17 protein-coding genes are annotated in these 14,868 nt (G+C 45.0%); 8 read left to right on the top strand and 9 right to left on the bottom strand.

The features are described 5' to 3' along the window. Nucleotides 1-308: 308 nt before the first annotated feature. The 3 genes from N836_RS40810 to N836_RS40800 form a co-directional block, all read right to left on the bottom strand. Complete coding sequence (locus N836_RS40810) at nt 309-1,277, bottom strand: pyridoxamine 5'-phosphate oxidase family protein (protein WP_023070267.1); 969 nt, start codon at nt 1,275-1,277, stop codon at nt 309-311. A gap of 107 nt (nt 1,278-1,384) precedes the next feature. Continuing rightward, complete coding sequence (locus tag N836_RS40805) at nt 1,385-1,786, bottom strand: VOC family protein (protein ID WP_023070266.1); 402 nt, start codon at nt 1,784-1,786, stop codon at nt 1,385-1,387. 61 nt (nt 1,787-1,847) lie between these two features. Continuing rightward, on the bottom strand, nt 1,848-2,831 hold the full coding sequence (locus tag N836_RS40800) for an NAD(P)/FAD-dependent oxidoreductase (protein ID WP_023070265.1): 984 nt from the start codon (nt 2,829-2,831) through the stop codon (nt 1,848-1,850). A 121-nt stretch (nt 2,832-2,952) separates the two neighbouring features. Between N836_RS40800 and N836_RS40795 the strand changes: the two genes are divergently transcribed. After that, entirely contained in the window at nt 2,953-3,513 is a 561-nt protein-coding gene (locus N836_RS40795; RefSeq protein WP_023070264.1) for a TetR/AcrR family transcriptional regulator, read from the top strand. Nucleotides 3,514-3,590: 77 nt separating this feature from the next. Here N836_RS40795 and N836_RS40790 read toward each other — a convergent pair whose 3' ends face one another. From N836_RS40790 to N836_RS40765, 6 genes are all read right to left on the bottom strand, one after another. Then, nucleotides 3,591-3,986 carry a hypothetical protein gene (locus N836_RS40790; protein ID WP_023070263.1) on the bottom strand — a complete coding sequence of 132 codons (396 nt, stop codon included), beginning with the start codon at nt 3,984-3,986 and terminating at the stop codon, nt 3,591-3,593. A 158-nt stretch (nt 3,987-4,144) separates the two neighbouring features. Beyond that, the gene (locus N836_RS40785; RefSeq protein ID WP_023070262.1) at nt 4,145-4,936 is read right to left on the bottom strand and encodes an inositol monophosphatase family protein; all 792 of its coding nucleotides are present in this window, start codon (nt 4,934-4,936) and stop codon (nt 4,145-4,147) included. 524 nt (nt 4,937-5,460) lie between these two features. After that, on the bottom strand, nt 5,461-5,904 hold the full coding sequence (locus N836_RS40780) for a hypothetical protein (RefSeq protein ID WP_023070260.1): 444 nt from the start codon (nt 5,902-5,904) through the stop codon (nt 5,461-5,463). Between the two features lie 124 nt (nt 5,905-6,028). After that, nucleotides 6,029-6,532: a TetR/AcrR family transcriptional regulator gene (locus N836_RS40775; RefSeq protein ID WP_235071003.1), complete on the bottom strand. Its 504-nt coding sequence runs from the start codon at nt 6,530-6,532 to the stop codon at nt 6,029-6,031. Nucleotides 6,533-6,754: 222 nt separating this feature from the next. Continuing rightward, the gene (locus N836_RS40770) at nt 6,755-7,402 is read right to left on the bottom strand and encodes a DUF2268 domain-containing putative Zn-dependent protease (RefSeq protein ID WP_023070258.1); all 648 of its coding nucleotides are present in this window, start codon (nt 7,400-7,402) and stop codon (nt 6,755-6,757) included. 335 nt (nt 7,403-7,737) lie between these two features. Then, nucleotides 7,738-8,070, bottom strand: a complete 333-nt coding sequence (locus N836_RS40765) for a winged helix-turn-helix transcriptional regulator (protein WP_023070257.1) — start codon at nt 8,068-8,070, stop codon at nt 7,738-7,740. Between the two features lie 167 nt (nt 8,071-8,237). On the opposite strand from N836_RS40765, the gene N836_RS40760 reads away from it, so the two are divergent. The 7 genes from N836_RS40760 to N836_RS40730 all read left to right on the top strand — a co-directional run bounded on the left by N836_RS40760 (nt 8,238) and on the right by N836_RS40730 (nt 14,654). Beyond that, nucleotides 8,238-8,474: a thioredoxin family protein gene (locus N836_RS40760; protein WP_023070256.1), complete on the top strand. Its 237-nt coding sequence runs from the start codon at nt 8,238-8,240 to the stop codon at nt 8,472-8,474. A 199-nt stretch (nt 8,475-8,673) separates the two neighbouring features. Continuing rightward, nucleotides 8,674-9,135 (top strand): hypothetical protein, encoded by a 462-nt coding sequence (locus N836_RS40755; protein ID WP_023070255.1) that lies wholly within the window; start codon nt 8,674-8,676, stop codon nt 9,133-9,135. Nucleotides 9,136-9,554: 419 nt separating this feature from the next. Further along, entirely contained in the window at nt 9,555-10,187 is a 633-nt protein-coding gene (locus N836_RS40750) for a hypothetical protein (RefSeq protein ID WP_023070254.1), read from the top strand. A gap of 5 nt (nt 10,188-10,192) precedes the next feature. Beyond that, nucleotides 10,193-11,620 (top strand): 7-cyano-7-deazaguanine synthase, encoded by a 1,428-nt coding sequence (locus tag N836_RS40745; protein WP_023070253.1) that lies wholly within the window; start codon nt 10,193-10,195, stop codon nt 11,618-11,620. Nucleotides 11,621-11,641: 21 nt separating this feature from the next. Next, nucleotides 11,642-12,835, top strand: a complete 1,194-nt coding sequence (locus N836_RS40740) for an XRE family transcriptional regulator (RefSeq protein ID WP_023070252.1) — start codon at nt 11,642-11,644, stop codon at nt 12,833-12,835. An 18-nt stretch (nt 12,836-12,853) separates the two neighbouring features. Then, entirely contained in the window at nt 12,854-13,405 is a 552-nt protein-coding gene (locus tag N836_RS40735; protein WP_023070251.1) for a hypothetical protein, read from the top strand. A gap of 283 nt (nt 13,406-13,688) precedes the next feature. Further along, nucleotides 13,689-14,654, top strand: coding sequence for an integron integrase (locus N836_RS40730; RefSeq protein ID WP_023070250.1), 966 nt, complete (start codon nt 13,689-13,691; stop codon nt 14,652-14,654). Nucleotides 14,655-14,868 lie beyond the last annotated feature (214 nt).

The raw sequence follows: 14,868 nt of genomic DNA, 5'->3' as shown, positions 1-14,868 counted from the left end.
CAACACGATGTCATGAAGTCGTTTTGTGATGCTTATAGCGACTGGTAGAGAGGCTACTAAGCTGGATTCTAGAAGAGATATGCAAATGGTAAGGGATGACAATTGCTAGCGTGCAGATGCTATTAAACCTGTACTCAAAGGCCAGAAGTGGCTGATTTATTGTTCTTCACACAATAGCTTGGGCCAATGCCCAGGTATTTTTGCCTGAAACCGGGAGGCAAATCTACAAGTCCTGCCTAACGCTTGACTTGAGCCGCGATCGCAACCTGGCGTACAAAATTTAGAGAGCCTGCTTCACCGCTCACGTGTTAGTGATCCCAGGGTCCAGTGTTGTCTAGGAAAGGAGAGTATTCTGGAGCTGACCAGCTTAAGGGGATGCCACCTGTCACAGCCAGTCCTTGTTCCACATGATATTTCAATAGGCGCTCAGCCCCCTGGTACCGTGCAATCTCAGGGGCATCATCCCAAATTATCTCAGCCTTTCCCGTCAGATATAACAAATTTCCGCTCTCAAAATCCATAAAGAGTAAGCCAGCACGGGGATTGACTTCGATATTGCCAAAGGTGTTGAACATACAATTGCCAGTAAAATCAGGAACGGTGAGAGTATCGCCCTCAATATGCACAAAGCCTTTTTTTCCACCTCGATGGGAAACATCCACACCTTTAGCCGCCCCGGCGGCGGCATCTAGATACGCCGTAGCGATGAAAAAGGTATCGGCAGCGGCGATCATAGCCTGTTCTGTTTCTGCCAATGCTGTCAGGGTCCGTAGCGGTTTTGTCTCGGCTGGGTCAAACGACTGCAGAGCAAATTGTCGAGCCTGGATATATTTGGGACAGTTGCCAAAGGTCTGACTGACCTGGACCTCGAAGCCGTTGGTCGTCAGCGCACTCACTACACCGTTGATGCGATTGCGGCGGCGAGTGTGAAGCTCGATCCCAAGAAAGCCAATATCGATGCCTGTAGCAAGATTTTGGGTCAGAGGATCGCCAAAGAGAGGCTGGGCCGCAATGTGTAAGGTGCGATCGCTCGGCGTTGAAATAAATCCTGGGGCACCGACTAAAATCGATGCCCAGGGATTACCGTCTACATCCACCGTACCCACTAGCAAATAAGACAGCTGGGCATAAAACCGACGGTGCTGCTCCGGCAAAAAATCACGGATCATGCGTCGACCAAGCGTTTCCATGTGCTCTCTACCTCCCAGCTTTTCCTGGATCGCTTGTTCTCCTGGATGAAAGGGGGATGCTTCTTTTTGCCAGCCGGGAATGGCCATCGTTAGACTCTCCTAATTGATCAACTCGTGGATACCTCTGCTAGGACATGACGACCAAGGTGAAACCATTGAGAAATGGTCATCATGCCGCCCATGCACTGACCGGGTTAACTGGCGGTCGCGGTTAACTCCATGCGAATCCCGCCGGGAATGTAAAACATCATGTGTTGGGTGGGGCCACCACCCAGTAATTCTGGAGCAAATTCGATTTCAACCCCCTCGGTATTTTTGAGCTTTTTGTATATGGCATTGAGGGTTTCTACACCGTCTACTTTGAATGCAAAGTGATGTAGGCCAATATTAGCCTTTCGATCAAATGCAGTAGCACTTTCAGGATCTGTAGCTTGCCAGAGCGTGAGGAGTGTGGTGCCATCGGACAGAAAGCAAGCCGGGTAAGCGGGGACAATCCCTACTTGCTTGAATTCCAATACATTTACAAAAAAATCGCGGGTGGTGTCAATGTTGGGAACGGTCAAGCCAAGATGGTGAGCGCCTTGGGTAATAGCCATGGTGAAAAGTCCTTGAGTGAGGGGGATAGTTTTGGCAAGGTGAACAATTACTCAGACCGAGCTATGCGGCAACGGGAACACGTCGGGTGCCTTCGGTACGGCGGATATCACGCCAGATTTGGGTGGCCGCGTTGGCACCGTCAGCCGCTGCAATGACGACCTGATTCATACCAACTTTTAGATCGCCGACGGCAAAGATGCGGGGATGGGAGGTACGGTTCATGGTATCGGTCACCAGGTTGCCGCCTTTGTAGTCCAAGTCAATGCCTTGCAGGTAATCAGCATGATACTTAGACCCCATGGAAATGAGTCCGGCATCCAGGTCCACCATAGACCCATCGGCCAGTTCCACCCCCGACATTTGATGGTTTTCACCTAGGAATTGATGAATAGGTTGTTCGTTTAGGGTATAGCCTGCGGCGGCAAAGCGATCGCGCAAGTCATCACCCACTGCAAACGCGCCGTTAGTGAATAGGGTGATGTGGGGAGTGAACCAGCCCAGCGGGAATGCGACTTGCAGGCTGCCTTCACTACTGCCAAAGACGCCAACTCGCTGATTGCGCATTTCGTAACCGTCACAAATCAAACAAACGTGCAGATTGTGCCCGGCATAGTCGAATACGTTTTTCATATCCCCAAGCTGAGGCAGATGGTCAATAATGCCGCTGGCGGCGATTAAATAGCGAGTATGGAACACTTCATAGGTGGGATGATTGCGACCAATGCGCACCTTCACTGCAAAGGTTTCGCCTTCATCAATTACCTCTTCCACATAGGCATTCAGATAGTCGCCCTCCAGGGAGAGATAGTGGTCCTTGCCCTGTTTGAGGACGGCACGACCGGGGGTTTCCGGGGGCAAACCCAGATAGTTATGTAACTCCTGCATCCAGAAAGATCGGGCTTTACCTTTGTCAATGATCAGCGTTGAGAGCAGATAACGCTGGAGATAAATGCCGGCAGATAGTCCGGCTGCGCCACCGCCAACCACCAGCACATCGTAAACGTGGTCGGTTCGTTGGTTGAGGGTCTGTTTGGTTAGTTGCATGGCAACCTCTGTGTGTGAGTATGTGAGGCTTGAATAACTAAACCGATCGTTCGGTTCAATACAAATCAACTGTACCGAACGTTTGGTATACTGTCAATAGTTGAATTAAAAATCCCTTGAAATGCCCAAAGAGACCTACATTCCAGGTTTGTTTTCCCTATTTCAGCAGTACGGTTATGACGGTGCGACACTTACCAAAATTTCGGCGGCCACTGGATTAGGCAAGGCCAGTCTCTACCACCACTTTCCCGGCGGCAAAGATGAGATGGTGGCATCGGTACTGAGCTATTCCGAAAGCTGGTTGCAAGCAAATGTGCTGCAGCTCCTTGCTAGCAAGGGAAGTCCCCAGAAACGGTTGCAGAAAATGTGCGATCGCATCAACGATCTGTATGCAGGGGGTACTCAGCCTTGCTTACTAGCAATTTTGCAGGCGGGCACCGGGCGTAATATATTTCACGACCAAGTGAAGACATTGTTGGCAACCTGGATTGGCGCGATTGCCACTATTCTGATTGAAACGGGTCTTGATGAAGCCCTGGCTCTGCAGCGCAGCCAAGACGCACTGATTGCTATTCAGGGTGCATTGATGATGTCGCAATCTTTAGATGATGCGTCTCTCTTTCAGCGAACTATACAACAGCTACCTCAAGTGTTGTTGCATGAGAGAGTGAGCATGGATTGAGAATGGCCCTTTTAGCCATAATTAAATTACCAATCAAGCAGCTAACGGCAGCGTTGCGGGGCAGTTAGCTGTAAGAATTATTCAACAACGCTGGTTTGGATAAACCCATAACGACCTGAGATAAAGCGAACATGAATCCAGGGTTCTCCAGTTTCAGAGAGAACAAACTGCTGCAGTACGATGATCCTGGCCGGTGGATCAAACGTAAAAGTATTGCCATATCCTGGCACCACCCATACAGTAGCGGATTGTACGAGTTCTGCTAGTTGGTAAATTGTGTGGATGTCTTCAATTCTATTCTGGTAAACTTGTCGAAGTCTGTAGGTCTCCTGACAATCTGTTTTTAATGTTGGTTCAATGATGGCTGTACATTCTTCAGCCCTAGGGAAAAGTATATCTTGAGCTTGGGCAATCTCACCTCTAGGATTTAAGCATAACAAAGCTGTCAGCGTACCAAATAACAGAGTTTTCATAGGGAGACTGAAATAGATATACTCCTTATACTACCCGGAGATCCCTGTAGGCAGTTTCGTAAGCTACCGTTTTGTCTAGCTAAGACTACCGCGCCTAAATAATTCCCCCGTTACCCCATCACTCATCTACCCATCTATAACCTCAACCAATGTCTTGACTATCCTCTTGCTAAATAACGCTGATATACGTCTTGAGCAACTTGTTTACTGGCACTGGCGACATATCGAAAGTTGTAGGTGCGAAGGTCCTTGAGGCCGCCTAAGGTTTGAAACACATCGGGGCATTCGGTAAAGTCTTGACCCGTTGCATCAATTAGGGCACCTCCTTTTTGTTTGAGAAATGCGATCGCACCACACACATCCCAGAAAGATCCCTTACCCATCAAGGCAAAGTCGAGTCGCGGCCGGGGACGATGTCGCGAGTCACAGCACCACAGCAGGGTGGGCACCGCCGCGCCCAATTGACGTCGTTTGAGGGTTAGCCCCTCCAGGGGAACGTTCTCAAACGTACTGTCGATGCCATAAAACTGAGCGTCTGATACTGTTTCTAGCGGTTGTGTGATCGGGACCGCATCCGTACTGCAAAAGATTTCGCCAGTAAAGGGTAAGGAGATAATGCCGCTGTCTACGACACCATGCTTCACCATGCCAATGGAAATGGCCCATAGGGGAATACCCGCCTTAAAGTTGGCAGTTTCATCTAGGGGATCGACCAAAAACCACGTGCCATCCTGGGATGGTTTGTCCTGACCGACTTCTTCTGCCACAATGCCAGCGGCGGGAAAATATCGTTCAATGGCAGCTAGAATCATGCGTTGCGATCGCACATCCACCTCCGAAACAAAGTCAAACTGATCGGCTTTGGTGCTGAATTCAATCGTCGCATCATTAAACACCCGTCTCTGATATTGGGCCACCTCCGAAACAGTCTGGATCAGACGTCCAATCATAATTTAAGTAATTTTTGGGACTTTAAAGAGAGACAGTTGGCTGATCTATCTCCACCATGACGCCTCTCCTATAGGTATTTGCTGATCATAGGTATTTAATCAGCGCTAGTCACCTGACATTAAAACTAGACATCATCCCTGGCAAAATCAACAGGTGCTGCTACAAACGGACACCAAAATGAGCACAATCCCGACTGATTACCTGGTCAAAAAAACAGGTATCAGTGAGTCAGGTTAGCCCCACTGGCTAATTTACATAAATAGACGTTTTTCTCAACTTGGGTTCTAAAAGATTAGCAAGCCCAGCTAAAAACTCTCCTAAAAGACGGTTCTCAAGCCCTCTAGAATACAAAGTTAAGGAAAACATGATCAAAGCAATCAATTGACCGAGCTTTTTGAGTAGTTTGACCATGTCTGGCACTGGTGAAATCAACAGTTAAGGCCACCTGTACTCATCTAGGGTTATGACCTAGATGAGTACAGATGACATTTTCACGTGAATGCCAGATAGTATCAAATAAACTCTATAGAGTTTGGCGAGATGCTGCATCCTCTTGAGACAGATGACGGCGACCTAAGACAAACAGCTGATCACGCTCACGCAACAGAAATAACGCAATTAACGCCGCCAATGTGGGAATGGCTGCCCAGAATAAATAATTAGGCGCTGTGTATGGATTGACCAAATTTTTGAGTGAAACGAGTACTGAAACAGAATGCATTCCCAGCAGCAAGCCATAGGTCCAGGTCTTCAATAAACCCGCCAAAAAAGTTAGAACAATCACTAACTGTAGAATCCCCATAACAGCCGAAACAGATCCTGTCACAGGTGAGGAGTAGTAAGATTCAGCAACGGCTTGAGTGATTCCAGGGGCAATTATTTTTCCAATTGCCCAAACCAAGAAAAAGGCGGCAACACTAATGCGGATTAAGAACAGAGAGATTTCTAAGGGTTTGTCAGTTTTCATAATAGCCTCCTTTGGGCTTATAGAAGTAGGGAGAGGTGAGGAAAAGATTTGAGATCAGCTTTCGACAAAACACGCGCCAGAAACTGACCTATATGTATGTAGATAAACGAGGCAAAAAAATATATCAGCCGTGGATGAAACTCTTCAACGCTTGACCAACAATTTGAGGATCACCCTCAAGTCTTGCCAGCAACAATGAGCCTTCCGCTGTGCTGACAAACCTGAGTGCCCTATTTTGAGCATCGGTTTCTCCCATTGCCACAAACTGCTTAGTGAGCCAGGCTTGAAGGTCCTTAAAATACAGAGTAAGGTGACTTCTCACGGCGGGGCTCACTGATTGCAATTCTGCCGCCATCATTCCACACAAACAGAACTTCTCGTCCTGAATGTAAGCTTGGAAAGAATCGGCCACTGCTTGCAATCGTTGTTGTGGCGTATCGAGAGTGTTATCGAAAGCATCAAGGGCAGTACTTTGGACTTCATGAACGCGCTCAACCAACGCCAAAGCCAGGTCAGCCTTAGCTTTGAAGTGGTAATGTATGCTTGAATTCTTGATGCCGATAGCATCAGCCAAATCAAGATAACTGAAGCCATTGAACCCCTTCAATTGGGTCAAGTGCTCCGCCACGTCCAAGATTTTTGTCCTCGTATCGCTCACAGCGCCTTCAGCATCTATCTACATGTATGTAGTTTACTGTGAATCACCAAAAAGTGCAAGGCCATCATTTGGGAGTGATCTAATTTGTCGTAGGAGCGACGTTCAGGGTATCGATAGGGGACTTGTGATCATTGATCGAATACTGATAGTGCTTAGCCAAGACCGAGAGCACAAAACTTTTAGTAATTAGAACTATCCGAAGTGCGCAAAATTAAGAATTTCAACAGTTGGTACGGTTGCCAAATCAGCAGCAGATAGCCCTGAGGAAGCCATGGCTTGCTCGACTATGTAAGTCCCAGCTTTATAGCCTATCCAGCGGCGTCCATCGGGATGGTAGAACATCCATTGTTGACGCGGGGCATCTTTTGGCAAAGCTAGAAGCTCATCGATCCAAGCTGTAACATCCTCTGGATATTTTCCCCAAGGCGCTGCTCGTCCAGCCATATCGCGCTCAAACACTGTTGCCAGCCCCTCACTGATAACAAAATCCATCAGCGATCGCTGCAAAAGCATCTCTTTGGTTTTTCCCTGTTTGCGCATTACGTGATGTAACTCATGAAAGAGTGTAGGACGTAGATGAGATCTAGCAATTACTACGACTCCTTCAGGGCGAGTGGCATCCACTGTCCAAATGATACGAGTATGGCCCACATTAGCACCAGTTTCGCCAGTTTCAGGAATGACACGGAGACCTGTCTGTATAGACAAATTAATCCTTGATGGCAGCTGTGGCAGCCATTTTCGAACCTCAACCTCCACATCCTCAATCATATCCTCGATGCAATCACGTTCTTCCTGCAAAAAGATATACGTATCAGTATCTAGAAATTCTACGAACATCAGTGAATACTAACTTAAGCCAAGCTTCTCCAAATATACTCTTTCATTAGAGCAGTTGTGTTGGAATAGTTGTCGTCAACTTCCTTGCGCGCCGTTGCATGAAACGCAAGATGATGCAGTCCTGGTGCGTAATCATAATGCCTTGATTCAATATGCTCTTCCTTCGCCTGCCATAGATTTATAGCAGTGCCGGTCAAATTGGTATTTATCTAGCCTCTATGATTGCGGGTTGAATCGTCGCATGCATTCTGGGTATACAAGCCTACTCCTCCGGTGAAGCAGTCCAAACTGATCTATAAACTTAGTCAGATAGTGAGTTAACTTACGGTCTAACTTTAGACCAAATTATTCTCTTCAATATTATGGATACTGTCCGCCTCAAGCTCTGTATTAAGAGATTGAATCTGTTGGATAATATCAATCAGCTTTTGGCCTAATGGCGTTGTGGAATATTCCGTACGGGGTGGCACTTCAGGGAACGTATGTTTTTCTAAAAGGCCATATGCCATTAGCTTTCGTAGCCGCTCTGATAGTACTTTTTTGGAAATACCGTTGATATGCTTTTCCAAAGCTCCTGGCCGGATAACACCATTATTAACAGCAAGTAGGACAGATACGGACCACTTACAACCAAGAACATTTTCAAGTTTTCGAGAGTTACTGTGCATCTGTCACCTGATTTTTCTCTAGACAGCTTACTAAATTCAACCAAAAGGTGCCTACCCCACTAAAAAGTACCCTCTTTCCTAAAAGGTTTACCTACGTTTAATTTAAGCATATGCGTACATCGCCTATAGATGTACATTATCCAACATCTCATATTTAGGAAAGAATCATGAGTAAGACAGCTACTTTTTACCATGCTGGTTGTTCAGTTTGTGTTGCGGCTGAAAATAATCTGGCAACTGCAATAGATACGTCTCGCTACAATGTGGAGAGCGTGCATCTTGGCAATGATCAATCTCGTATTGCTGAAGCTGAATCAGCGGGTGTCAAATCTGTCCCCGCATTGGTGATAGACGGTGAACCTTTCCACATCAACTTTGGTGCTAATTTATCTGATTTGAAATAACTTAAACAACCCTAGCAACATTTCAGCGTATGGGAAATGTTGCTAGAAACCTCTATCGCATCTGTCAGGCTAGTCAGTACAATTGGTATCCCTTAAAGCCTTTATTAGCAACGGCTAACCTGACGCACAAACGTCCTAATGCATCAGGACGTTTGCTATAACAGCCCAATCTTATGGGCAAATCTTAAGACTCTACATCATGACTAAATTTCATCTGAGCACTGAACAAATTCTTCAGGGTGATTTCACTCCTCAGTCTATTAATCTCATGCTGATCTTTCAGGTGAACTGTCCAGGATGTTTTATTTATGCTTTGCCATTAGCAGCAAAATTGTATGAACAGTATAAAAATCGCATCAATATTTTGGGTCTCTCCACTGCGTTTGAAGATTTTGAACTCAATACAATAGCCAATACTAAACAGCTATTGCAATCTGGTGAGATGGTTGGGGTCACTCGACAATATTTTCTGCAAGAGAAAATTGAGCGATATCAGGTACCTCTGGAGTTTGCGATCGCATTTGATCGTGAAACCTTTCATCGCAATTTTCTGCCAGGAACCCCTAGTTGGGTTGTTTTTGACCAAGACTGCAATATGTTAGTCAGTTGGTTTGGTCATAAATCTGAAGAGGAGGTTCAAAGCATCCTTGGTCAGCATTAGGAAGTACTACCACTCATCAACAAATGAACAGAATGCATTAGTTTTCTCCTAGTGGGGTAGGGCTGATTCTTTATACAGAAAAATCTTAGTAATAGAGTTTTGTAGAGGGTACCGGTTCTGTAAGGTGGAACGCATAACGAGGAGCTGAGCGGCGGCCAGTATTTCCTGATTAGCTGGCTAGAGTTTTCAATCCGTCCGCTCCTGCGCAGTGTTATGCAGCTTATCTAAGTTTAAGTTAGAACTTCGGTCTGTAGGAAATCACTCTAAGAGTCGTATCCTATGCAAATAAAGGGATACGATCCACTACACAAAACTAAGTCTGACATTTTTTCAAAAAATTAGCCTTAATAGTTGACAATGTCAGAGTCGAAGGCTACCTTTGGAGTATCAACGAACTCCATGGACGGAGGTCAGTTACCATGCCAGATGGAGACATTGTCCACAGCAGGCTTAGACGCCTTTTCCAAAAACCATATAAGTGGCTTTGTGAAGGAGCCGCAACCAGTGATGACTGTGCGCGTGTTGTGCTGGATAAGCTTAAGCAAGATATTAAAACTAAAGGCGATCTGCCAATTTCGCTGGCTCAAGAAATGGCAGCCAGCATTTCACAAGTCATGGGTGCTATCGATGAGCCTGGTGAAGGTGACTTCGCTAGGCTTAGTATGGAATTCGACAATTTAATCCAATGTGCAGATGGACGGCCTGATCTGAAAGAACTCACCTTACGGGCAGGTAAAAGTTTTCTTAACGACCTCCGAAATGGACGAGAAGTAGATGTCACAAATACTTCAGAAGCTATTGTAGAGCGATACATGAATGAAGTTTATGAATCGGAATTTAAGGAACGGATTCCGTTAACTGCGGAACACCACGCAGGAGCCACACAGGAAATCCTTGAAAAACGAATTGAAGCGATGCAGCCAAGTATAGATTCTGGGATTTATAAATTTGCTCAGAATGCTATTAAAAACCAAAGTGTAGCCAAACTATCACTACCCCGACGGTCTTCTCGAAAAGCAATAGATTTAGATGAAGATCTTTTAGCAGGTTAAGCCAGATGAAAAAACAAAACATTCTCGATCCTGACTTTACCTTGCTTTTCGACTCCATAATGGATGACGGAGGGAGGATTCGTTTTTGCGACCACTCAAGGAATAGAGAAAGTAAAGTAAGAGTTGCAATTCACGATAGCCCTTTTAGTTACCGAGTGCAAAGAGAATTTCCTTCTGTAATTGCTGATCTTATTGATCTGGCTGTTGCTATTTGTGCGGCTGATCGTTTGACATTCCAAAATCTAAGGCAGCAACAAACTCGGATTCACGTACTTCTTCCAATACGCCATCCAGAAATTTTAAGCAAATCCTCTTTTCAAACTAAGCTTTCTAGTTTGCTTGAATGGGCTACTGGCAGTAGATGGACATTCGAATTTTCTAACAGGAATGATTCAGGACGTACTATTGAGCAACAACTTCTGCTTTCATCTTCGGACCCGCATGTTGATGAAGTAGCATTGTGGAGTGGCGGACTTGATGCTTTAGCTGGGCTGTACACTCGTCTAAAGGAAAACCGTGAAGTATCTTTCATGCTGTTTGGAACAGGTAGTAATGATAATGTATATGCACGCCAAGAGCAGGTATTTCAAGCACTTCAACCTTCTTTTCCTAATCGGCTAAACCTTTGTAGAGTTCCAGTCCGTTTTTCTGAAAGCAACCTACATACAAAAAATAAAATCTCTCGTGCACGAGGAATTGTATTCACTTTGCTTGGTTCAGCTTGTGCATATCTGATGGGACAGCAGGTTCTAAGCTTATACGAAAATGGTATTGGTGCAATTAATCTTCCATATCGAAAATCTGCTGTTGGACTTGATCATACTAGGTCAGTTCATCCTTTGACTCTTCTTAAGGTCGGCGACCTTGTATCCGACCTTATAGGAGAGGAATTTAGAATTCAAAATCCTTTTCTCTTTTGGACTAAAGCCGAAATGTGTAAGCAATTGGCTGAGGATGAAAGGCATGACTTGCCTCCTCTGACTATTTCATGCGATAGTCCACACCGTAGACAACCAATTCAATGTGGATATTGTTCATCTTGTATCTTAAGAAAACAAGCACTTACTGCCTCACAGATGATGGATAAAACTCGTTATATAGTACCTCACGGAATTACTCCAGCAGGTGATACTAGATTATATCTTCAACATATGTTGGCACAGGTTTCCACTTTCAAAGAACTGTTGAATTTTTCGAATGGTTCTAGTTCACAATGGGGGTCCCTAACCCGAAGATTGCCTGAACTTGACGATATCGTAGATAGAACTAATAAGTTAGAAGGCTTGGAATCTTCTGAAATGAAGCGAACTTTAATTCGGCTCTACCGTACTTATGTTGCTGAATGGGACATAGTGGAGCCCCATATCTTAAAAGATTTCTTGAATCAAACTGACAATCGATATATCTCTCAGGATTCTCAAGTCGTTGTTTAGTCAGGGTGAGAGGAAAATGCTATGGCCACCAATATTCTCGACAGTATCGATTTACGAAAGCTAGGTGAACTCCTACAGCAAGCACGAAAAAAAAGTGGTATGACTCAAGCTAATGCAGCTAAAGTTATCAATGCTGCGCGTACCACTATTGTTGCTATTGAAAAGGGAGAGCGGCGTCTCAAGCCCAATGAATTAATTAAATTGGCTCGTGCGTATGGGCTAGCTGTTAGTGATTTTGTGAGTTCTAGTTCTGTCACTGAGCCTTTTTCAGTTCAGTTCCGAGCTGCTTACAAACAAAGTGATCAGGAAGCGGCAAAAATCAATCCAATCATTCAGCGTTTTGAGGAACTGTGTCGTAAATATTTGGAGCTTGAGAAGATAATGGATGCTCCAATTCCTCGCAATTATCCACAGGAATATGATGTGACCAATATGCCAATAGAAGCCGCTGCGGAAAGTATCGCAGTGTCAGAGCGTCAAAGACTAGGGCTTGGCGATAGCCCAATTCCAATGCTTCGAGACATCTTAGAGCAAAGTGTAGGAATTCGGGTTTTTTACCTAAATATGCCAGCAAAATATTCAGAGATTTATAGCTACGATGACCAGCTTGGCGGTTGTATGGCAATAAATATAGGTCACTATGAAGAACGTCGGCGCTGGTCTATGGCACATGGTTATTTGCATTTTCTGGCTCACAGGCGAAAGCCAGTCGTCGATTTTGAGGGGCAATATAAAAGAATTCCAGAGAGTGAAAAATTAGCTGAAGCTTTCCCCAAGTATTTTCTAATGCCCACAAGTGGCTTACTGAGTCGATTTAACGACATGTATCGGACTCATGGAAAATTTACTCCAACTAACCTGTTTACTCTTGCTCATTATTACGGAGTATCTATAGAGGCTCTTGTTTATCGGTTGGAAGATATGGATCTTCTGCCATCAGGTACCTGGGATCGCCTACGAGATCGAGGATTAAAAGTTAAGAAAGTACAGCAAGAGTTAGGCTTAGAGGAAATCGATCAGCGCTCTGATGCACTCCCTGTTCATTATCAGCACCTTGCAATTGAGGCTTTAGATCAAGGCCTGATTACTGAAGGACGCTTTGCAGATTTACTCGGTGTTGATCGCTTAGAAGCAAGACGAATAGCAGAAGCATTGCGTGAGCATTCAAGTGGAATGGTGGAAGAATCTGCTTATTTAGATTTGCGTAGAGCATAAGGTATTGGGAGGAAAATTATGAGAATTGAACACTCCCATGTAGTTCTTGATGCCTGTTGCGTCTTGAACTTCTGTGCCTCAGGGTATTTGATCGAAATTTTAAAGTCCATTCCGGCTCAAGTTGTTGTTACTGAGGTAGTTAGAGAAAGAGAATTGCTGACCCTTCAACGCCTTAAAGAAGAGAGTAATGAGGATGCCATTAAGTTTGAGATGGCTATCGAACAAGGGTTACTTCTAGTAACGGACTTTGATTCTGAGATCGAGGAAGAAACATTTGTAAACTATGTTTTTGAGCTGGGTGACGATGGTGAATCTGCAACATGTGCAATTGCAGTTCATCGAGAGTGGGCAATAGCTACTGATGACAAGAAGGCAATCTCATTTTTTCAAAAAGAAGCACCTAATCTGCAAACTCTATCAACTTTAGAAATAGTCAAGAACTGGTCAGAGAACGGGAAGATTTCTTCAGCTACTTTGAAATCCGCACTCACTGCGATACGAATTAAGGGACGTTACATGCCACACCGAAAACATTCTTTACTGCAATGGTGGGAAAGCATTATGGGATGAGCTCAAACTCTCAGCTATAGTTCATCTTAACTCCATAGGTAAAGCTTAGACGGCTGTATAACTATGAGTTATACAGACTTTGTCTGGATAAATACCTCCCAGTCGGAGTTATCCAGAAAGTTTCTGGATAATCACCCTATAGGCGTATCGCCCAGAAACTTTCTGGATAATACCCTCAGAGTCGGAATTATCCAGAAAGCTTTAAGGTATCTTTACTAGTTCATACGAACTATTGAGTAATAATTGCTACATAGGAGTTCATGATTTTTGTGTAGTCATTCATATGCAATCTAAGCCGAGGACCTTGCTGGAAGCCGTCCGTGATGCTATTCGTATAAAACATTACTCGTATCGAACCGAAAAAAGTTACATCAACTGGATTAAGCGATACATTCGATTTCATGACTGGCAGCATCCCAGAGAGATGGGAGGTCCAGAAATTGAAGCCTTTTTAACGCATTTGGCCGTTACAGAAAAGGTTGCTGCTTCCACGCAGAACCAAGCTCTAAGTGCTTTGTTATTTCTGTACCGTACCGTTCTGCAACTGGACCTAGACCTAAATATTGATGCGGTTAGGGCTAAACGCTCTCAGTACATCCCTACAGTTTTATCAAAAGAGGAAGTGAGGGCTGTTATTCAGCAACTTTCAGGTGTTTATCGCTTGGTAGTACAGCTTTTATATGGATGTGGTTTTAGGCAGATTGAATGTTTACGGCTCAGGGTAAAAGACATCGACTTTGCTCAACACCAAATTGTTGTGTGGCATGCTAAAGGAATGAAAAGTCGGGTGACCATGCTGCCTGACCTGTTGGTAGTGCCCTTACAAGAACATCTGCAAAGCGTTAAACGTTTACATAACCACGATTTAGAGAGAGGTCAGGGGGCTGTTGATTTGCCATTTGCCATGGCTAAAAAGTATCCCAATGCTTGTCGGGAGTGGAGATGGCAGTATGTGTTTCCCTCGGAAAGACTTTCTCAAAATCCTCGAACTGATCGGTGGCAGCGTTTTCATCTCCATGAAACAGGTTTGCAAAAAGCTGTTAAACAGGCCGTACGGCAAGCAGGTATCCATCAGAAAGTCGGTTGTCATACGTTTCGCCATAGCTTTGCGACTCACTTGTTACAGAATGGCTACGATATTCGTACGATTCAAGAGTTGCTTGGTCATAAAGATGTGAAGACTACGATGATCTATACCCATGTACTCAATTACGGCGGACGTGGAGTACGAAGTCCGCTGGATTCCTAAGCACCTGCAATACTTTTGGCTTGACGTGAGAAATGTCTTAGCGGTACCTTAGTTCTCACGCCCTTCTGGGCATGACTACAAAGCTCAATATTTAGCACTGGCGGTAGGTGCGTCCAACACCTAACCGCCAGCTAACCCCCGACTGGTCTACGCAGTCCGGTCGGGTAAGGAGGAGCCATCGCTGACTCCCCCTCCCCTAAGAACCGTGCGTGCG

The organism is Leptolyngbya sp. Heron Island J, from assembly GCF_000482245.1.
In the GTDB taxonomy this organism is placed as follows: Bacteria; Cyanobacteriota; Cyanobacteriia; order Phormidesmidales; family Phormidesmidaceae; genus Leptothoe.
The sequence above is the reverse complement of the archived record's forward strand: the minus strand, read 5'-3'. Positions and strand labels throughout refer to the sequence as shown.